The sequence below is a fragment of the Methylobacterium sp. 285MFTsu5.1 genome, from assembly GCF_000383455.1.
Lineage (GTDB): Bacteria > Pseudomonadota > Alphaproteobacteria > Rhizobiales > Beijerinckiaceae > Methylobacterium.
This window is the reverse complement of record NZ_KB911270.1, coordinates 60,983-80,310: the sequence shown is the minus strand read 5'-3', so window position 1 is coordinate 80,310 and position 19,328 is coordinate 60,983. Positions and strand designations below refer to the sequence as shown.

The window sequence follows — 19,328 nt, the reverse complement described above, 5'->3', positions numbered from 1 at the left end:
CCTGATCGAATGGTCGGGGCGATAGGATTCGAACCTACGACCCCCTGGTCCCAAACCAGGTGCGCTACCAGACTGCGCCACACCCCGACTGCCACACGGCCTCAATGCCGTAGCGGTTCCGCCGTTCCCCCGCAAGGCGCGGCGCGGTGCGCGCCGACGCTTCCGGGATCGGCCCTTCGCGGCGGCCTGGCCGTCGCGTACCACTTGTCAGACAAATCGGGGCGCGGTAGCGTTCGGGCCGGGACGAGGGCCGAACCGCCCCGCTGTCGAACCGGCGCCTGCCATCACTGGGGGGTGGAGGATGGTGCGCCCGGATCGCCGTGCCGGGCGCTTCCGGCCCTCGTCGCCGCAGCGTCACCGCGGTGCTGCGCCCGCGTCCGCGCGGCGGGCCTTGCCGGCCCGCGCCGGAACGGTAACGATCGCCGCGAGTGACAGGGACCTGCCCGTGTGGACACCGAGCCCGCGCTACCCGGACCCGGCGGTCGAGATTCTCGACGCCGCCTTCGCCCGCTACCGGGTGTTCAACGCGGCGGTCGAGCGCCTCGCGACCGGCTTCCGCTGGTGCGAGGGGCCGGTCTGGTTCGGCGACGGACGCTACCTGCTCTGGAGCGACATCCCCAACGACCGCATCCTGCGCTGGGACGAGGAGAGCGGGGCGGTCGGCCTCTACCGGCGGCCGTCGGGCTTCGCCAACGGCAACACCCGCGACCGGCAGGGGCGGCTCGTCACCTGCGAGCACGGCGGCCGTCGGGTCACCCGGACCGAGCATGACGGCGCGATCACCGTCCTGGCGGACGCATTCGAGGGCCGCCGGCTCAACTCGCCCAACGACGTGGTGACCGCGGCCGACGGCGCGGTCTGGTTCACCGACCCACCCTTCGGGATCGGCGGGTTCTACGAAGGCGTGCGCGCCGAGCCCGAACTGCCGCAGAACGTCTACCGGCTCGACCCGGTCACCGGTGCGCTGGAGGCCGTGGCCACCGACCTCGCCGGCCCCAACGGCCTGTGCTTCTCCCCCGACGGCCGCGTGCTCTACCTCGTGGAATCGCGCGGGCAGCCGACCCGGCGGATCGCCGCCTACGACGTGGTCGCCGGCCGCACGCTCCGCGACCGGCGGGTCCTGATCGATGCCGGGCCGGGCACGCCGGACGGGCTGCGCTGCGACGTCGACGGCAATCTCTGGTGCGGGTGGGGCATGGGCGACGACGCACTGGACGGCGTCATGGTGTTCAACCCCGACGGCCGGCCGATCGGCCGCATCCGGCTGCCGGAGCGCTGCGCCAACCTCTGCTTCGGCGGCCGGCACCGCAACCGCCTGTTCATGGCGGCGAGCCAGTCGCTCTACGCCGTCCACGTCGACGTCCAGGGCTGCGCCGGCGGGTGAGGCCCGGATGCCCAGCCCTGCGTGCGCCGCCGGCGTCGTCGCCGGCACCATGCTTGACCGGAGCGGCGCGCCGACCCACTTCCCGTCCGCCGGGGGCATAGCGGGACACCAGCCGATGATCGAACTCCATTACTGGCCGACGCCGAACGGCCATAAGATCACGATGTTTCTCGAAGAAGCGGGCGTTCCTTACCACATTCATCCCGTCAATATTGGCAAGGGTGAGCAGTTCAACCCGGATTTCCTCAAGATCGCGCCCAACAATAGGATGCCGGCGATCGTCGACGACGAGCCGGCGGGCGGCGGCGCGCCGGTCACGCTGTTCGAGTCGGGGGCGATCCTGCTCTACCTCGCCGAGAAGACCGGGCGCTTCATCCCGGGTGACCCGCGCGGCCGGGCCGAGGTGCTGCAATGGCTGTTCTGGCAGATGGGCGGCCTCGGCCCGATGCTCGGCCAGAACCACCACTTCTCGCAGTACGCGCCCGAGAAGATCGACTACGCGATCAAGCGCTACGTCAACGAGACCAACCGGCTCTACGGCGTCCTCGACCGGCGGCTGGCCGACCGCGCCTTCGTCGCCGGGCCGGACTACTCCATCGCCGACATGGCCTGCTATCCCTGGATCGTGCCGTGGGAGAAGCAGGGGCAGAACCTCGACCAGCACCCGAACCTCAAGCGCTGGTTCACGGCGATCGCCGAGCGGCCCGCCACCAAGGCGGCCTATGCCCGCGCCCCGGAGGTCAATCCCGATTTCGGCAAGACCATGAGCGAGGATGCCAAGAAGGTGATGTTCGGCCAGACCGCCGCCAGCACCAAGCGCTGACCGGATCATGGTCGAGATCCCGCTCGCCCTGCCGCTGCAGGTGATCCACCGCGGCTGGAACACCTTCGGCATCGCCACGCTGACGCTGCAGGACGGCAGCACCGTGCGGCGGGCGCTGGAGGACCACGGGCAGGCGGCCTGCGTGCTGCCCTACGATCCCGAGCGGCGCGTGGCGCTGCTCGTCCGTCAGGCGCGGGTCGGGCCCGCCTTCTGGGGTGAGTCGGCCGAGTTCGACGAAGCCCCGGCGGGCGGCCTCGACGGGGGCGCCCCCGAGGCGACGGCGATCCGGGAGGCGATGGAGGAGGCGGGCGTCCGGCTGACCCGGCTGGAGCCGGTCGCCCACGCCTACAGCATGCCGAGCGTGTCCTCGGAGCGCCTCTGGCTCTACCTGGCACCCTACGCCGCGGCCGACCGGGTCGGCCCCGGCGGGGGTCTGCACGCGGAGGGCGAGCAGGTGGTGGCCGTGGAGATGCCGCTGGCCGCGCTGGCGGAACAGGCCCGGGCCGGCCGCCTGCCCGATCTCAAGACCCTGGTTCTCGTCCAGGCCCTGATGCTCCGAAGCCCCGAACTGTTCGCCGCATGACCCTCTCGCCCACCGCACCCGCGCCGGATGTCCTCGCGGCGATGCTCGCCTTCGCCGAGGAGGCGGCCCCGCTGGCCCTCGCCATGCGGGCGCGAGGCCTCGCGATGAGCAACAAGGGTCCGGATCTCGGCCAGGCGCTGACCGAGGCCGACCTCGCCGTCAGTCGGTTGATGCACGCGCGGTTCGGCCCCGACCTGATCGAGGAGGAGACCGCCGAGGATCTCGGACAGGCGGCGGCCCGGGCGCTGCTCGCCCGCGACGCCTGGACCTTCGTGGGCGACCCGATCGACGGGACCCGGCCCTTCGCGGGCGGCCTGTCGGGCTGGGGCGTGATGGTGGCGGCCTGCCGCGGTGGCTGGCCCCGGGCGTGCGTCATGAGCCTGCCGGCCTGGAACGAGGACCGCTCCGCACCGGCCGGGGGCGTACCGGCGGAAGCCACGGAGGGTCTCCTGCTGGCGGCGAGCGAGGGCCGCGCCTACTGGGCCCCGACCCGCGGCGGCCGCATGACGACGGCGCTGCGCCCGCTCGAGCGCCCGGAGCGCCGGACCGGCCATGTCGGCTGGCTGTCGGTGACGGCGCAGCGCTACACCCTGGATTACGGCCGCGGCTGGTTCCCCTGGAGCGAGGGCGGGGCGATCTCGGACGCCGCGCTCCTGGCCACCGGGCGCCTCGACGCGACCCTGAGCAACAACCGATTGTGGGACCTGGGCCCGATCCTCCCGCTGTTCGAGGCGCTGGGCTTCCGCCTGTTCCACTGGCCCGATCTCGGGGATCCGCCGGCGGACTTCGTGGACCTGTTCGACGCCGAGCTGTCGGCCCATGACGACCTCTGGCTGGTGTGCCGGGATCGCGCGCAGGCCGCCGATCTGGCGACGGCCATCCGCCCCGCCTAGGACAGGGCCCTGCCGGGCCGCGTCCGGGCCGGGATGGCCGTCGATCGGGCGGTCCCGGATCGCGCGGGGATCCGGGACCGCTCTCAGAGCGCCGCGATCAGCGACCGGATCCGCGCCTGCGACGCCCTGAGCCCGTCCTCGGCCTGGGTCCGGGCGGCATCGAGCTTCGCCAGCTCGTCCTCCTGGGCACCCATGCGGCTGAGATAGCGGCGCGCCAGCTCGCTGTCCTTCGGAACGGCGCCGAGATTGCTGCGGATGCGCTCCTGCTCCGCCTGCACCTTCGCCGCGCACTCGCCGATCTCCTCGACGGTCCGGGTCGCCGCGGCGACCTCGGCGCGGGCCTGGGAGAGGGTCTTGAGCTTGCCGCCCAGCTCCGGGTCGGTCGCCAGGGAGGCCCACCGGACGAGCAGCGCCTCGTCGGCGTCGACGAGGTCGTAGGCGTCGATCCGGACGCGCTCGAGCACGGCCCGGGTCTCGGCCGTCCCGCCGGCGGGAACCGCGACCTTGAGGCGATAGGCCGTGGGGGTCTCGCCGTCGCGAGCGGACGCGGTGAGGGTCCAGCCATCCCGTCGGGGATGCTCGATGATCACGGAGCGGGCGGCGTCCGGCGCACCCTTGATCGTGTAGGTCGTGACCTCCCGGGCGATCACCGTCGCGCGCGCCACGCCGTCGACCACGGTGATCTTGGTCAGGGCGTCGCTCGGCGCGGTCTCCGCCTGGACGGCGACCTTGCGGTCGAGGGCGAAGCTGGCGAGCCGCTGCTCGCCGACGGGCGTCGCGGGCAGACGGGCGTCCCCCAGGTAGCCGGCCTTGCGGTCGTAGAGGGTGATGAGGCCCGCCGGCAGGGTCGCGCCGGCGCTGTTGCGGATCCGGAGGGCCGCGATCGGGTGAACCCCCTGGCCTGGCTTCCAGAGGGCGACCCGCTCGGCCTCGATCTCGGTATCGAGGAACGGCACCGACAGCGTGCCGCCGGCGCGCAGATCGACCGGATGCGGCAGCGTGAAGTTCGCCGCGACATCCCCCTCGCTGGCGGCGGCGCCCGCGGTGGCGGCCGCGGCGTCGTAGCTCGGTTCCGCGGCCTCCATGCGGCTGTCGCGGGTGTCCATCCGCGCCATCGGGGCCGGAAGAGGCGCGGCGGCGGGGGCCGGGGCGCGCAGGCGCGCGACCGACTTCGACGCGACCGTGCCCGGGTCGAGGTCCGGCATGCCGACATCCTCGACCATTACCGGCGCCTCCGGTCTCTTGCGCCAGTAGCGCTTGTGCAGGCGCTGGAGGAGCGCCACCGGCGACCCGGACGAGAGGGTGACGTCGACGCCCGTCCAGTCGGCGCCGAGGGCGTTCTCGATGATGGCCCAGGCCTGCAGGTTCGCGCGCCCGCCGCCGCCATCGACGATGCGGTAGCTCGTCTTCCAGACGGGCGCGGCGACGACGTAGGTCAACCGGACCTCGCGCTGGCCCTGCCCGGAGACGGCGATCTCGACCCGGTGGGCGTCGCCGACCTTGGTCTTCCCGGCCGCCGCGATAGCCTCGGCGATCTTGGCCGCCATGGCCGGGTCGAGGATCGTCACGGAGGCGCCGTCCTCGATCGGCACGGATTCGAGCGTGCCGGTCGCGGTCAGGACGGTCAGGATCGAGACGTCGCCGGTCCCGGTCCCGGCATTCCGCTCGGAGACGCCGAGCACCCGCCCTTCGAGCGTGCGCCCGCCGCTCTGGACCCGGATCGGGACGCCCTGCAGCTTGCCCACGAGGCGGGTCGGCGCGGACAGGTCGTCCGCGGTGAACGGCATCGTCCGCAGGGTCTCGTCGGCCTGATCCACCCCGTCCAGGCGCAGGGCGCCGACGGTTCCGACGGGATCGCGCACGACGAGGCTCTTGAGAATGTCGTCGACCTGCTCGGGCCGGACGCTGAGCCCGATCGTCCCGTCGCCGTCGACGGCATGGACCAGGGTCACTTCGGCCAGGCCGCCGCTCGACAAGGTCACCGCGCGGATGCCGTCGGGCGCTGCCATCAGGGGCGATGCGGCTGCAATCATGGACACGAGGACTCCGGCTAAGGTCAGATGCGATCGGATCAATTCGTCTGGCTCCAGTCAGGGCGCGCCCGCCGCATGCGGTCCCACCCTGGCCGACCGCGCGCCGTCCGGCAAAGGCTTCGTGACGCGCGCGGGCGTGAACCGATCGCGGGCGCCCCTCCCGTGCTGTCCGCGCCGGGGCGCGCCGGGTCGCGGCGCCGATGCGGCGGGATGGGAACGGCGGCGCGATGGGGGAAGGCTGCGGTCCGCGGATGCACCCTACCGTGTCCGGCCGAATGTCCTGCCGTTCCAGACGGCGATCGCGCCGCACGGATCCTGCCCGGATCGTCCGCACGTCGCCCCGGTCATATCGACGATGACCGCCGGGCGGCCTCCCACCGTGCGGAATCGGAGGTCGTGGGCGACGGCGTCGAAGGCGTCCACGAACCCGTCCGTCGTCGAGGCGAAGACCTGCATCTCGCAGCCCGCGGTGCCGCACGCGGCGGACCCGTCATCGCCGCATTGGACGGCCGCGAAATCCAGGATGAAGTCCGGTACAGCGTCGCCGTTCACGTCCTGGCGGGTGATGAAGCCCGGCTTGAGCGTGGCCGGCTCGGACCCGCAGGACGCCTCGGCCCGCGCGGCCGACGCCGCGACCGGCGGCGGGAGATCGTCCGCCGCGGCGGTGAGCGGGACGGCGGGCGGGAGGGCGAGAGCCAGGGCGGCGAGGGCGCGACGCATGCGGCCAGGATCCTCAGGCCCGTCCGCCCTGTCCAGCGCACTAGCTCATCGCGGCCCCGATGGAGGCTACGCCCCGGGCCTTCCTCCGACCCAGGCGCGCAGCGCGTTCGCGCCGTCCGGACGGATGGTGACCGCGACGCTGGGGGCACGGTCGACAGCGGGAATGAGGGCGCCGCTCGACAGGGCGACGTCACCGGCGAGGGCGCCGAAGCCGTATCGGACATCCGCGCATCCAGCGAGGGTGGGCGACCGGTCCTGTGCTCGCCCGGCGCTTCCCGGAGCGTCGACCCGGGGAGCGACCGCCTGCCTGCGGCGCCGGAAAGCCAGACAACCTCTACTCGGCGCAGGCGAAGCGCGTCCCGTCCCACAGGAAGGTCGTGCGGCCCGGCCCCCTCCGGACCGAGCCGCAATTCCATCCCTCGTCGTTCGCCGAAGCCGCCGGCCGGCCATTCAGCGCGCGAAACCGGAGGTCGTGCGCGTAGATGTCCAGCACCAGGACGAACCCGTTCTTCGAGGATGCGAGGACGATCTTCGGGCATCCCATGAGGCCGCACTGGGAGACTTCTTCGTCGCCGCATCGGAGGCCGCCGACGTTGAGGATGAAGTCCGGCACCCCGTCACCGTTCACGTCCTGCCGGTCGATGACGAACGGATCGATCCTCGCCGGCGCGGATCCGCAGGCGGCCTCGACCTCGGCGATGGCCGCAGCCACCGGCGGCGGGAGATCGTCCGCCGCTGCGGCGAGCGGCACGGCGACGAGAAGGGCGGCGACGGCAGGGCGCATGGCGCCAGGATTCGGGTACCCGTCCGCTCTGTCCAGCGCACTAGCTCATCGCGGCATCGACGGTCGATGCGGCGCGCCCGTCCTCCCGCGGGGGCCGCCTCGTGAGGGCCCGTGTCCGAGAGGCGCGACGGACCGGGCGGCGCACCGAGTGCCGGTGCGCCGCCCCTCGACCGTCCGGCCGATCAGTTCAGCGTCGCGTTGACCGGGCGGCGCTCGGCCCCGACCGTCACGTCGCCGATCATCAGGCCCATTGGGCCGAGGCGGACCGGCACCGTCTCGCCGTCATGGACCTTGCCGGAGAGCACCAGCTCGGCCAGCGGATCCTGGACGTTCTTCTGGATCACCCGCTTCAGCGGCCGCGCCCCGTAGGCCGGGTCGTAGCCCTTGTCGGCGAGCCAGTTCTTGGCCTCCTCGTCGACCTCCAGGGTGATCTTGCGATCGTCCAGGAGCTTCTGCAGGCGCCTGAGCTGGATCTCGACGATCGCGCCCATCTCCGACCGCGCGAGGCGGTGGAACAGGATGATCTCGTCGACCCGGTTCAGGAATTCCGGCCGGAAGTGGCCCCGGACCACGCCCATCACCTCCTCGCGGACCGCGTCGGTGTCCTGGCCCGCGGGCTGGTTCACCAGATACTCGGCCCCGAGATTCGAGGTCATGATCAGCAGCGTGTTGCGGAAGTCGACCGTCCGCCCCTGGCCGTCGGTGAGCCGCCCGTCGTCGAGAACCTGCAGCAGGACGTTGAACACGTCCGGGTGCGCCTTCTCGACCTCGTCGAACAGCACGACCTGGTAAGGCCGGCGCCGCACGGCCTCGGTGAGGGCGCCGCCCTCCTCGTAGCCGACGTAGCCCGGAGGCGCGCCGATCAGCCGGGCGACCGCGTGCTTCTCCATGTACTCGGACATGTCGATGCGCACGAGCGCCGTGTCGTCGTCGAACAGGAAGCCGGCGAGCGCCTTGGTCAGCTCGGTCTTGCCGACGCCGGTCGGGCCCAGGAACATGAACGAGCCGATCGGCCGGTTCGGGTCCTGAAGCCCGGCGCGGGCGCGCCGGACCGCGGTCGAGACCGCCTCCACCGCCTCGCGCTGGCCGACGACGCGCTTGGACAGCGCCTCCTCCATGGCCAGGAGCTTCTCCCGCTCGCCCTCCAGCATCTTGTCGACCGGCACGCCGGTCCAGCGGGAGACGACCCCGGCGACGTGGGCGGGCGTGACCGCCTCCTCCATCATCGCGTCGCGGCCGTTCTCGGCCTTCGCCTCGATCTCGGCGAGCTGCTTCTCCAGGCCCGGGATCACCCCGTAGGCGAGCTCGCCGGCGCGCTGGTACTGGCCCTGGCGCTGCGCAGCGGCGAGGTCGTTGCGGGCCTCGTCGAGCTTCTTCTTGAGGCCTGCGGCCGTCCCGAGCTTGTCCTTCTCGGCCTTCCACCGGGCGGTGATCGCCGCCGAGCGCTCCTCCAGGTCGCCGAGTTCCTTCTCCAGCCGGACCAGCCGGTCGCGGGAGGCGGAATCGGTCTCCTTCTTCAGCGCCTCGCCCTCGATCTTCAGCCGGACGATCTCGCGGTCGATGTTGTCGAGCTCCTCGGGCTTCGAATCGACCTGCATGCGCAGGCGCGAGCCGGCCTCGTCCACGAGGTCGATCGCCTTGTCGGGCAGGAACCGGTCGGTGATGTAGCGGTTCGACAGCGTCGCGGCCGCGACCAGGGCCGAATCCTGGATGCGCACGCCGTGGTGCTGCTCGTACTTCTCCTTCAGGCCGCGCAGGATCGAGACCGTATCCTCCACGGTCGGCTCCGACACGAAGACCGGCTGGAAGCGCCGGGCGAGCGCCGCGTCCTTCTCGACGTGCTTGCGGTACTCGTCGAGCGTGGTCGCGCCGACGCAGTGCAGCTCGCCGCGGGCGAGGGCGGGCTTCAGGAGGTTGGAGGCGTCCATGGCCCCGTCCGCCTTCCCGGCGCCGACCAGCGTGTGCATCTCGTCGATGAACAGGATGATGCCGCCCTCGGCCGCCGTGACCTCGGAGAGCACGCCCTTCAGCCGCTCCTCGAACTCGCCGCGATACTTCGCGCCGGCGATCAGCGCGCCCATGTCGAGGGCGAGGAGGCTCTTGTCCCGCAGGGACTCGGGCACGTCGCCGTTGACGATGCGCAGGGCCAGACCCTCGACGATCGCGGTCTTGCCGACGCCGGGCTCGCCGATCAGCACCGGGTTGTTCTTGGTGCGCCGGGACAGGACCTGGATAGTCCGCCGGATCTCCTCGTCGCGGCCGATCACCGGGTCGAGCTTGCCGTCCCGGGCGGCCTCGGTGAGGTCGCGGGCGTACTTCTTCAGCGCGTCGTAGGCGTTCTCAGCCGAGGCGTTGTCGGCGGTGCGACCCTTGCGCAGCGCGTTGATCGCGGCGTTGAGCGAGGCCGGGGTGACGCCCGCCGCCTGGAGCGCGCGGCCGGCCTCGGAATCCTTCTCCACCGCGAGGGCGAGGAGCAGCCTCTCCACCGTCACGTAGGAATCGCCCGCCTTCTCGGCGGCCTTCTCGGCGGTGTCGAACAGGCGCATCAGCTCGCGCGTCGCCTGCGGGGCGGCCGCGTTGCCGGAGACCTTCGGCTGCTTGGCGAGCCACTGCTCAGTCTGTGCGAGCGCCACGCGCGACTGGCCGCCCGCGCGGTCGATCAGGCCGGCGCAGAGGCCTTCCGGATCGTCGAGCAACACCTTGAGCAGGTGGCCCGGCTGAAGCTGGGGATGTCCCTCGCGCATCGCGAGGTTCTGAGCCGCCTGCACGAAGCCGCGGGCGCGCTCGGTGTACTTCTCGAAGTTCATGCACAACCCTCCCGTACCGGCATCCGCCGCCCGATGAGAGGCGCGGCGCCACCGAAACGTCGCCCTCCGGCTATCCGCCGCGCGAGGGCCCCGGCGCCGTGGTGGCCGCCGGTAGACCCGATGTGGTGTTGCAATTGAGCACCACAAGGGGCCGCGAAGCTCTTGCGCGCCGGATCATTTCAGGGCCACGCTCCGCGCATGACCGCATTGATTCATGTCAGCGCCCTGTATCGCTACCCGGTGAAGGGCCTGAGCCCCGAACCCGTCGAGCGGGCGGAGCTCGAGACCAGCGGCCACTTCCCGGGCGACCGGCTCTACGCCATCGAGAACGGTTCGTCGGGCTTCAACGCGGTTGCGCCCCGCTACCAGCCCAAGACCAAGTACCTGATGCTCATGCGCGACGAGGCGCTCGCCCGCCTGCGCACCCGCTACGACGATGCCACGGCGACGCTGACCGTGGAGGGGTACGGCGACCCGCAGGCCTTCCGGCTCGACACCGAGGCGGGTCGCGAGGGCCTCGCGGAGCTGATGCGGCGCTACGTCCCCGAGAGCCTCCGGGGCGAGCCGAAGGTCCTCGCCGCGCCGCCGCAGTACCGGTTCACCGACTCCCCGACCGGCTACGTGTCGCTCATCAACCGGGCGAGCGTGGCCGCGGTGGAGGACTACCTCGGCGCGCCCGTGGACCCGCTGCGCTTCCGCGGCAATCTGCTGGTCGAGGGGCTCGAACCCTTCGCCGAGCTGGAGATGGTCGGGCAGGTGGTCGAGGCGCCGAGCGGGTTGCGGCTCAAGATCACCAAGCGGACCGTGCGCTGCGCCGCCACCAACGTCGACCCGGTCAGTGGCGTGCGCGACTGCGACATCCCCTGGACCCTCGACGCACGCCTCGGGCACCGCGACCTCGGCGTCTACGCGGAGGTGATCGCCGGCGGGCCGCTGGCGCGGGGCGACGCGCTGCGCGTGGTGGGGTGACGCGCGACGGGTGATCCCAGCGCTGCCGTCGTTGCGAGAGCAGCGAAGCGAGCGAGGCAGCGCCACGCTGACACGCCGCGCGCCGCCCTGGGTCACTTCGCTGCGCTCGCGATCACGGGTGAGCGCGGCCAGAGAGACGTCGTGTCAGAGCCGCGACACGTAGGCCGCGAGATCCTTGATATCCGCCTCGCTCAGGCCCTGCGCGACTTCGTTCATGGCGGGATCGTAGCCGGGCCGGGCGTTCGACTTGTAGCCGGCGAGCGCCTTGGCGAGATACTCCTCCCGCTGCGCCCGGATCCGCGGGATCGCATCCCGGCCCGCGAGGTCCGGCCCGTGGCAGGAATTGCACTGGTGCTTGGTGACCAGCGCCTGCGCGCGCGCCGCCAGGGCCGCGTCGGCCTGTGGCCCGGACCAGGCGGGCGGCGGCAGCGTCGCCACCGCGTCGGCGTAGGCGCGCAGGTCGTCGTCGGAGAATCCGGCAGCGACCTCGTTCATCGGCGGCGCCTCCCGCTGCTTCTCCCGGAACTGGAAGAGCTGCGTGACCACGTAGTCCGGGAGCTGCCCGCCGAGCGAGGGCACGCCCTCCGTCGCCGACGTGCCGGCCCCGTGGCAGCCGATGCAGGGGGCGAGGCGCTCCTGCATCGCCGCGTCCGGGGCGGCGAGCGCCGCGCCCGCCAGCAGCAGCCCGCCGAGGGCGGTGACCAGCCCGCGGGCTGCCCGGGTGGGGCGGCGCATCACCGGCCGTAGCTGACGCGGTAGATCGCGCCGTTGTAGTCGTCGGAGACGAGCAGCGATCCGTCCTTGGCGACCAGCACGTCGACGGGCCGGCCTACATACTTGTTGTCCTGGAGGAAGCCGGTCAGGAACGGCTCAACCGCGGCGGTCTTGCCGTCCGGTCCGGGCTTGGCCACGACCACGTCGCCGCCGAGCTTGGTCGTGCGGTTCCACGAGCCGTGCCGGGCGACGAACATCGCGTCGCGGTAAGCCTCCGGGAACTGCGTGCCGGTGTAGAACCGCAGGCCGAGGGAGGCCGTGTGCGGGCCGAGGAGCGCCGCCGGCGCGGTGAATTCCGAGCAGGCATGGCCCCAGCCGTATTCCGGATCCGTGAACGTGCCCTGGTGGCAGTACGGATAGCCGAAATGCTGCTTGCCCGGCTCCGTGAGCACGTTCAGCTCGTCGTTCGGGATGTCCTCGGAGACCCAGTCGCGGCCGTTATCGGTGAACCAGAGCTGCTTGGTCTTCGGGTTCCAGTCGAACCCGACGGTGTTGCGCACGCCGCGGGCGACCACTTCGGCGTTCTTGCCGTCGAGGTCCATGCGCCGGATCTGCGCGTGCGTGTCCGGCGGCATCACGATGTTGCCCGGCGCGCCGACCGGGACGTAGAGCTTGTTGTCCGGGCCGATGGCGATGAACTTCCAGCCGTGGGCCTCGTCCTTCGGCAGGTCGTCGTAGACCAGGGTCGGCTTCGCCGCACCGTCGAGGTGGTTGGCGATGTCGTCGTAGCGCCAGATCTTCGAGAGTTCGGCCACGTAGAGGGAACCGTCGTGGTACGCGACGCCGTTCGGCCGGTGCAGGCCCGTCGCGATGGTCTTAACCGCGCGCTTCCCGTCACCGTCCGGGTTCGGCAGCACCGCGTAGACCTTCCCCACCGTCCGGGTGCCCACGTACAGCGTGCCGTCCGGCGCCTGGGTCATCTCGCGGGCGTTGGCGAGGCCGCTGGCGTAGACCTCGATCTTGAAACCCTCCGGGACCTTCAGCTTGTCGAGCGGCAGCTTGGCGGCCGCGGTCGCCAGAGGCGGTCCGGCCACCGGCGCGAGCTTGGCCGCGGCGCCGCCCTCGGGCCGGCCGTAGAGCGCCGAGCCGCGATCGACCTGGACGCTGGGCGGCGGGGCGGCGGTCGCGGGCGTCTCCTGCGCGACGACCGGGCCGGATCCCATCAGGCCGAGACTGAGTCCGGCGAGGGCGGCGGCGAGGCCGCGGGTCAGGATCGGCTGGTTGATCGGCGTCATGATGTCTCCCGGTGGCGGCGGCCTCGCGGACCGCCCGCTCGCTCTGCACTCTTTATTCAACGGTCCGCCGGGGAGTGCGACCGGCCCGGGCGGCAGGGAGGCGACACTCCGCGGCCGCCGTAACGTCGGCCGGGATTCGGTGCGCCGCCGCGTCCTCCGGGGCCATCTTCGGCTGTCGCGTCGGCTCACCTTGCGTTTTGGGCAATGATCTCCGAAAACGCCCCCCGTCCGGGAAGCTTAGGCTTGGCCGGGGCTGCCGGCCGTCCGCTGGAGCCCGGCCGACGCGGCGTTCCGATCCGGTTCGAGGACACGTATCGATGATCGATTACGCGCAGGCGCGGCGGATGATGGTCGACTGCCAGTTGCGGACCTTCGACGTGAACGACAACACGGTGCTCGACGCGTTCGACACCGTGCCGCGCGAGGCCTTCGTGCCGAAGGGCCGCGAGCCCTTCGCGTATATCGACCAGACCCTGAACCTCGGCGAGGCCGGCGGCGAAACTCGCTGCATGCCGGCCCCGATGGTCGTGGCCCGGATGATCCAGGCCCTGCGGGTCCGGCCGGGCGTCGCCGCCCTCGACGTCGCCACCGGTTACGGCTACGCCGCCGCCGTCATGGCGGAGCTCGGCGCGCGGGTCACGGCGCTGGAATCGGTGCCCGATCTCGCCGCGGCGGCGCGCACCCGGCTCGGCGCCTCCGCCCAGGTGATCGAAGGCCCGATCGCCGACGGTGCGCCCAAGCAGGGCCCCTTCGACGTCATCCTGATCAACGGCCGGGTCGAGGTCCGGCCGCAGGCGCTGCTGAACCAGCTCAAGGACGACGGTCGCCTGGTCTGCGTGTTCGGTCCGCACCGCAACGCCAAGGTCACGCTCTTCGTGCGCGCCGGCGACGCGTTCGGCGCTCGGCCGCTGTTCGACGCGTCGCTGCCCGGTCTCGAGGCCTTCGCGGCGGAGGCGGGCTTCGCGTTCTGACAGCGCGCGCCGGATCGCGTCCGCCCCCCGTCGGCGCGGGCGGATCCGTGACGGCGCCGCAGGCCCCGATCAGCCGAGCCTGTAATCCCCCAGCCGGGCCCGGCGGGCGCTCCGGCGATAGGCCATCACCGAGTCGGGCCAGAGGGTGTTGTTGCGCCCGGTCGCGTCGAGGTACCAGCTGCGGCAACCGCCGGCCTGCCAGATGCTGTCGGCCATGCGGCTGTGGATCCGGTCCACGAACCGGGCCTGGGCCTCCGGCCGGACCTCGATGGTCTGCCTCCCGCGGCGCAGCGCCTTCAGGCAGTCGAGGACGTGCTGCACCTGGATCTCGATCATCGAGACGACCGAGTTGTGGCCCAGCCCGGTATTGGGCCCGAGCAGCATGAAGAAATTGGGGAATCCCGCGACCGTGATGCCCTGATAGGCGCCCACGCCGCCGGACCATGCCTCGGTCAGGCTTCGGCCGTCGCGGCCGACGAGGTGCATCCGCGCGAAGGTCGCGGCCACATCGAAGCCCGTGGCGTAGACGATCACGTCGAGGTCGTGATGCCGCCCGGCCTCGGTGGTCACGCCGGTCTCGGTGATCCGGGCGATGCCGTCCGTCTCCAGGGTGACGTTCGGACGCTGGAGCGCGGGGTAGTACTCGTCGGAGATCAGCACCCGCTTGCAGCCGAGGCGGTAATTCGGCGTCAGCTTCGCCCGTAGGGCCTTGTCGGGGACCGCCTTGGCGAGATGGTGCCGCGCCAGGGACTCGGCTTGGCCGGTGAGCTTCGAGACCTTGGTGAAGCCGAGCAGCGCCCGCACTTCGTGCAGCCAGAACAGCCGCGCCCGCTCGAGCCGCCGGCTGAGCGGCAGGCGCCGGTAGCGCTCCCGGGCCCGCTCCGTGATGGCGTGGTCGTTCTTGGGCATGATCCAGGGCGGGGTGCGCTGGAACAGCGTCAGGTGCGACGCGACGGCGGCGAGTTCCGGCACCACCTGGATCGCGCTGGCGCCGGTGCCGATCACCCCGACCCGCTTGCCGGCCAGCACCGCGGAGTGGTCCCAGGCCGCCGTGTGGAAGGCGGGGCCGGCGAACGCGTCGCGGCCGGGGATATCCGGGTAGGCCGGATGGTGGAGCCCGCCCATGCCCGCGACGATCGCGCGCGCCGTGATCGGTCCCCGGTCGGTCTCCACGTGCCACAGGGCGCGCGCCGCGTCCCAGGTGGCGCCGGTGAAGGTCGTCCCGAGCTGGATCAGGGGCGTCAGGCCGTTCCGCTCGGCGGTGTCCCGGAGATAGGCCAGGATCTCCGGCTGCGGCGCGTACATCCGGCTCCAGTCGGCCTTCGGCGCGAAGGACAGCGAGTAGAGGTGCGAGGGGACGTCGCAGGCCGCCCCCGGGTAGGTGTTGTCGTGCCACGTGCCGCCGATGCCGTCGGCCTTCTCGATCACCCGCAGCGGGCCGATGCCGGCCTGCCGGCAGCGGATCGCCATCGCGAGCCCCGAGAATCCGGCGCCGACGATCAGGACGGCCAGGGTCTCGTCCGCGGGCTCGGTCATCGCTGGGTGCTCCCGGACAGGGTGTGCGGCGCGTGCGCCGTCAGGAAGGCCGCGGCCTCGTCGAGGGAGGTCCGCGCCTCCGGCAGCATGCTGGCGGCGAACTGCCATGCGTGGGACACGACCGGGAACAGCTTGAGCTCCGTCTCGACGCCGGCCCTGCGGGCCCGCTCCGCCATGCGCACGGAATCGTCGCGCAGGACCTCGCGGGCGCCGACATGGAACAGCAGCGGCGGGAAGCCGGTCGGGTCGCCGTAGAGCGGCGAGACCCGCGGATCGGCCGGATCGGCGGCGCCCAGATACATCGGCCGGATCGCCGCGAGCGCCTGCGGGTCGAACATGGCGTCGCGCCACGCATTGGTCACCCGCGATCCGTCCTCGGACATGAAGTCCGTGGCCGGCGAGAACAGGGCCGCCGCCCAGGGCATCGGCAGGCCGCGGGCGCGGGCCTCGCCCATCAGCACGAGGGCGAGGTTGCCGCCGGCCGACTCGCCCGCCACGCAGGCGGCGCCCTCGGCGCTGAACGCCGCCCAGACCGCCGTGACGTCGTCGACCGCCGCGGGGAACGGGTGCTCGGGGGCGAGGCGGTACTCGGGCGCGAAGATCGTGAAGCCCCGGTTCGCCAGCGCGCCGGTGACGGGACGGTGCGTACGGGGCGAGCAGGCGATGAAGCCGCCGCCGTGGATGTAGAGCATCCGCCGGCCGGGGCCCGCTTTCGGCCGGACCCACTCGCCCTTGACCCCGCCGACGATGCCCGGCTCGTAGGTGACACCCTTGGGGTCGGGGAAGGTCGGCGCCTCGAAGATCCGGCGGAACGCGGCCGCGTCCCGCGCCCGGGACAGGGGGCCGCGGACCCGGCTGCGGACCATGTAAGCCCCGAAATACGCGCGCAGGCTCGCCATCTCAGAGCGTCCCGCCGGACAGGCGCACAATCGTCTTCCAGTAGCCCACCGGCATCAGCCGCTGGATCAGCGCGGCGTTCTTCGCGTCCTTGCCGATGACGATCCGGGGCGCCCGGGCCTCGATGCCGCGGATGATGGCGGCGGCCGCGTCGGCGGGCGCCAGGGTCAGGAGCTTGCCGAACGCCTCCCGCGCCTCCTCGTCCTCTACGGCCGCGCGCTTCGCAGCCTCCGGATCGCTCGGCGGCCGCCGGCCGCGGGCGTTGCGGGAGATGGCGGTGGCGACGCCGCCCGGGTGGACCACCGTCACCCCGAGGCCGGTGCCGGCGTACTCGTGCCGCAGCGCCTCCGAGAAGCCGCGCACGCCGAACTTGCTGGTGCAGTAGGCGACTTGGCCCGGCGGCGCGATCAGACCGAACAGGCTCGACAGGTTGACGATCTGCGCCGCCGGCCGGGCGCGGAGCATCGGCAGGAAGGCGTGGCACATCCGCACGACGGCGCGCAGGTTGATGTCGAGAAGCCACTCGAAATCGTCGAGATGCGTCTCGTCGAACCGGCCGCCGAGGGCGACGCCGGCATTGTTGATGAGGAGGTCGAGATGCCCGGACCGCTCCGCGACCCAGGCGGGCAGCGCGCGGATCCCCTCGGCATCCGTGAGGTCGAGGACGCGCGTCTCCACCGTGACGCCACAAATCTTCGCGGCGACGGCCGCGAGGCCGGTCTCGTCTCGGTCCACCAGGAGAAGGGTGCAGCCCTTCGCGGCGAGGCCCTCAGCCAGCGCCGCGCCGATGCCGCTCGCCGCCCCGGTGATCAGGGCCACCGCGCCCGCGAGTTGGAACCGCTGTGCCAAACCGCGCCCCCGTGCCGCCGATCTGGATCGGACCGTCCACGGGGGATAGGCCCCGCCGGCCGGATTGTCTAGGGTGAACACCCTAGACGGGGACGGGATCATGTCGCGGGGCGAGGGTCGGAGGGTCGAGCGCGAGTGGGAGGTCGGCCCGGAGCCCGGTCCCGCGGCCGCGTCACCTGACACGCGCACCCGGATCCTCGCCGTCAGCCTCGCGCTGTTCAATGCCCGCGGCCTCGGCCACGTCACGACGGCGGAGATCGCGGCCGCGGCGGGGATCCGCGAGGGCAATCTGCAGTACCATTTCCCGCGCAAGCGCGGCCTCGTCGAAGCCCTGTTCGCGGCCTTCGAGACCGAGGCCGTGGCGGTGGCGGGCCGGATGCCCGCCGACCCCGCGGCGCCGGAGGCGCTGCTCGCCTACCAGAGGGCGTGGTTCGACCTGATGTGGCGCTACCGCTGCGTCTACCGCGACGGTATCGCCATGGTGGAGATCGCGCCGGCCCTGCGCGCCCGGGTGCACGCGCTGCGGGCCGAGACCCAGGCGCTGGCCCGCGCCGTGTTCGAGGCGGCCGTGCGGGCGGGGCGGCTGCGCGTTTCCCCGGACGCGCTCGGGCGACTCATCGACAACGCCTGGATCGTGTCGAGCCACTGGATGAGCCACCGTCTCCAGGGCGGCACCGCCCTGACGGAAGCGGATCGGGACTGGGGCTTCGCGCAGGTCCGCGACCTCTTCGCGCCCTATCTCGCGCCCGAGAGCCCTACTTGACGGCCACTGGCCCGATCCTTCCATGCGCTCCGGCCAAGCTCGGACCCGAAGGACGCGATGCTCGACCGCCTGACCCATGCCGGCCTCAGCCTGCTCGTGCTGCTCGCGGTCGCGTTCCTGTTCTCGACCAACCGGCGGGCGATCAGTCCCCGCGTGGTCCTCACGGGACTGGCTTTGCAGGTCGGCCTCGGCGCGCTGGTCCTGTTCCTGCCCGCCGGGCAGGCCGCGCTGCGCGCCGCCGCGGACGCGGTCGTGACCGTGCTGTCCTACGGCGACCGCGGCACGGCCTTCCTGTTCGGCGGCCTCGTCGAGCCGAAGATGTTCGAGCTGTTCGGCGGCTCAGGCTTCATCCTGGCGCTGCGGGTCCTGCCGCAGATCCTCTACGTCTCCGCGCTGATCGGCGTGCTCTACCACCTCGGCGTGATGCAGGTGCTCGCCCGCGGGCTCGGCGCCGTGCTCCGGCGGATCCTCGGCACCTCGCCGATCGAGTCGTTCTCGGCGGTGATCACGATCGCCATCGGCCAGAGCGAGATCGCCGTCGCCCTGCGCCCGTTCCTCGCCCTGCTGACCGGCGCCGAGCTGTTCGCCGTCATGTCGAGCGGCGCCGCGTCGACGGCGGGCTCGATCCTAGCCGGCTACGCGGCGCTCGGCGTGCCCATGACCTACCTGCTCGCGGCCTCCGTGATGGCGATCCCGGGGGGCCTCGTCTACGCCAAGATCCTGATGCCCTCGACGGAGCCGACCCGGATCGCCACCACCCGGGTGGAGTTCGGCGAGACGCGGGCGGCCAACATCATCGAGGCGGCGGCCGACGGCACTCAGAAGGGGCTCGCGGTGGCGGTCTCGGTGGGGGCCATGCTGATCGCCTTCGTCGGGCTGATCGCGCTGGCGGACGGCCTGTTCGGCACCCTCGGCGGCTGGATCGGCTACCCGTCCGCCTCGTTCGAGGGCGTGCTCGGCTGGGCGCTCGCCCCGCTGGCGTGGCTGCTCGGCGTGCCCTGGGACCAGGCGACCCTGGTCGGCGGGGCGATCGGCCAGAAGCTCGCCTTCAACGAGTTCCTGGCCTACGCCAACCTGTCGCCGGTCCTGAAAGCCGGAACCCTCGAGCCGCGGGCGCAGGCCATCGTCTGCTTCGCCCTGTGCGGCTTCGCGAATCTCGCGTCGATCGCGATCCAGCTCGCGAGCTTCTCCAGCCTGGTCCCGGAGCGGCGCTCGGAGGTCGCCCGGTACGGCCTGCGGGCCATCCTCGCGGGGACGCTGTCGAACCTCACGAGCGCGGCGATCGCGGGGCTGTTCGTGGCGTGACG

The 19,328-nt window shown here is 72.3% G+C and carries 17 protein-coding genes and 1 tRNA gene; 8 read left to right on the top strand and 10 right to left on the bottom strand.

The window, feature by feature from the left end:
- Positions 1–10: 10 nt before the first annotated feature.
- A tRNA-Pro gene (locus H288_RS0100390) sits at positions 11–87 on the bottom strand.
- Positions 88–445: 358 nt separating this feature from the next.
- Between H288_RS0100390 and H288_RS0100385 the strand changes: the two genes are divergently transcribed.
- The 4 genes from H288_RS0100385 to H288_RS0100370 all read left to right on the top strand — a co-directional run bounded on the left by H288_RS0100385 (position 446) and on the right by H288_RS0100370 (position 3,683).
- Complete coding sequence (locus H288_RS0100385; RefSeq protein WP_020090614.1) at positions 446–1,384, top strand: SMP-30/gluconolactonase/LRE family protein; 939 nt, start codon at positions 446–448, stop codon at positions 1,382–1,384.
- Between the two features lie 115 nt (positions 1,385–1,499).
- Positions 1,500–2,207, top strand: coding sequence for a glutathione binding-like protein (locus tag H288_RS0100380; protein WP_020090613.1), 708 nt, complete (start codon positions 1,500–1,502; stop codon positions 2,205–2,207).
- 7 nt (positions 2,208–2,214) lie between these two features.
- Entirely contained in the window at positions 2,215–2,790 is a 576-nt protein-coding gene (locus H288_RS0100375) for an NUDIX hydrolase (protein ID WP_020090612.1), read from the top strand.
- Positions 2,787–3,683: an inositol monophosphatase family protein gene (locus H288_RS0100370; RefSeq protein ID WP_026604536.1), complete on the top strand. Its 897-nt coding sequence runs from the start codon at positions 2,787–2,789 to the stop codon at positions 3,681–3,683. Before H288_RS0100375 ends, H288_RS0100370 begins: the two co-directional genes overlap by 4 nt.
- A gap of 83 nt (positions 3,684–3,766) precedes the next feature.
- On the opposite strand, the gene H288_RS0100365 is transcribed toward H288_RS0100370, so the two are convergent.
- From H288_RS0100365 to clpB, 4 genes are all read right to left on the bottom strand, one after another.
- Positions 3,767–5,716 carry a DUF4139 domain-containing protein gene (locus tag H288_RS0100365; RefSeq protein ID WP_081636424.1) on the bottom strand — a complete coding sequence of 650 codons (1,950 nt, stop codon included), beginning with the start codon at positions 5,714–5,716 and terminating at the stop codon, positions 3,767–3,769.
- 258 nt (positions 5,717–5,974) lie between these two features.
- A complete protein-coding gene (locus H288_RS32000; RefSeq protein WP_020090610.1) occupies positions 5,975–6,436 on the bottom strand; it encodes a hypothetical protein in 462 nt (153 codons plus the stop codon).
- Between the two features lie 334 nt (positions 6,437–6,770).
- Complete coding sequence (locus H288_RS31995; RefSeq protein ID WP_020090609.1) at positions 6,771–7,220, bottom strand: hypothetical protein; 450 nt, start codon at positions 7,218–7,220, stop codon at positions 6,771–6,773.
- A 182-nt stretch (positions 7,221–7,402) separates the two neighbouring features.
- Positions 7,403–10,027 carry an ATP-dependent chaperone ClpB gene (gene clpB / locus H288_RS0100350; protein ID WP_020090608.1) on the bottom strand — a complete coding sequence of 875 codons (2,625 nt, stop codon included), beginning with the start codon at positions 10,025–10,027 and terminating at the stop codon, positions 7,403–7,405.
- A 198-nt stretch (positions 10,028–10,225) separates the two neighbouring features.
- Here clpB and H288_RS0100345 point away from each other — a divergent pair, with 198 nt between their 5' ends.
- Positions 10,226–10,996, top strand: a complete 771-nt coding sequence (locus H288_RS0100345) for an MOSC N-terminal beta barrel domain-containing protein (RefSeq protein ID WP_020090607.1) — start codon at positions 10,226–10,228, stop codon at positions 10,994–10,996.
- 144 nt (positions 10,997–11,140) lie between these two features.
- Here H288_RS0100345 and H288_RS0100340 read toward each other — a convergent pair whose 3' ends face one another.
- Together H288_RS0100340 and H288_RS0100335 are read right to left on the bottom strand one after the other, a co-directional pair.
- On the bottom strand, positions 11,141–11,731 hold the full coding sequence (locus tag H288_RS0100340) for a c-type cytochrome (protein ID WP_020090606.1): 591 nt from the start codon (positions 11,729–11,731) through the stop codon (positions 11,141–11,143).
- Positions 11,731–13,005: a PQQ-dependent sugar dehydrogenase gene (locus tag H288_RS0100335; protein WP_020090605.1), complete on the bottom strand. Its 1,275-nt coding sequence runs from the start codon at positions 13,003–13,005 to the stop codon at positions 11,731–11,733. The genes H288_RS0100340 and H288_RS0100335 overlap by 1 nt, the downstream gene beginning before the upstream one ends.
- Before the next feature lie 317 nt (positions 13,006–13,322).
- Here H288_RS0100335 and H288_RS0100330 point away from each other — a divergent pair, with 317 nt between their 5' ends.
- Positions 13,323–13,976: a protein-L-isoaspartate O-methyltransferase gene (locus H288_RS0100330; RefSeq protein ID WP_020090604.1), complete on the top strand. Its 654-nt coding sequence runs from the start codon at positions 13,323–13,325 to the stop codon at positions 13,974–13,976.
- A 69-nt stretch (positions 13,977–14,045) separates the two neighbouring features.
- Here the strand turns inward: H288_RS0100330 and H288_RS0100325 are convergent, their stop codons facing one another.
- The 3 genes from H288_RS0100325 to H288_RS0100315 are packed head-to-tail and all read right to left on the bottom strand — an operon-like array spanning position 14,046 to position 17,258.
- Complete coding sequence (locus H288_RS0100325) at positions 14,046–15,512, bottom strand: NAD(P)/FAD-dependent oxidoreductase (RefSeq protein ID WP_020090603.1); 1,467 nt, start codon at positions 15,510–15,512, stop codon at positions 14,046–14,048.
- Positions 15,509–16,411, bottom strand: a complete 903-nt coding sequence (locus tag H288_RS0100320) for an alpha/beta hydrolase (protein WP_020090602.1) — start codon at positions 16,409–16,411, stop codon at positions 15,509–15,511. Before H288_RS0100320 ends, H288_RS0100325 begins: the two co-directional genes overlap by 4 nt.
- A gap of 1 nt (position 16,412) precedes the next feature.
- Positions 16,413–17,258, bottom strand: a complete 846-nt coding sequence (locus H288_RS0100315) for an SDR family oxidoreductase (RefSeq protein WP_020090601.1) — start codon at positions 17,256–17,258, stop codon at positions 16,413–16,415.
- Positions 17,259–17,331: 73 nt separating this feature from the next.
- Between H288_RS0100315 and H288_RS0100310 the strand changes: the two genes are divergently transcribed.
- Together H288_RS0100310 and H288_RS0100305 are read left to right on the top strand one after the other, a co-directional pair.
- Positions 17,332–18,021 (top strand): TetR/AcrR family transcriptional regulator, encoded by a 690-nt coding sequence (locus H288_RS0100310; RefSeq protein ID WP_234082083.1) that lies wholly within the window; start codon positions 17,332–17,334, stop codon positions 18,019–18,021.
- Positions 18,022–18,078: 57 nt separating this feature from the next.
- Positions 18,079–19,326 carry a nucleoside transporter C-terminal domain-containing protein gene (locus H288_RS0100305; RefSeq protein WP_020090599.1) on the top strand — a complete coding sequence of 416 codons (1,248 nt, stop codon included), beginning with the start codon at positions 18,079–18,081 and terminating at the stop codon, positions 19,324–19,326.
- The last annotated feature ends 2 nt before the right edge of the window (positions 19,327–19,328 follow it).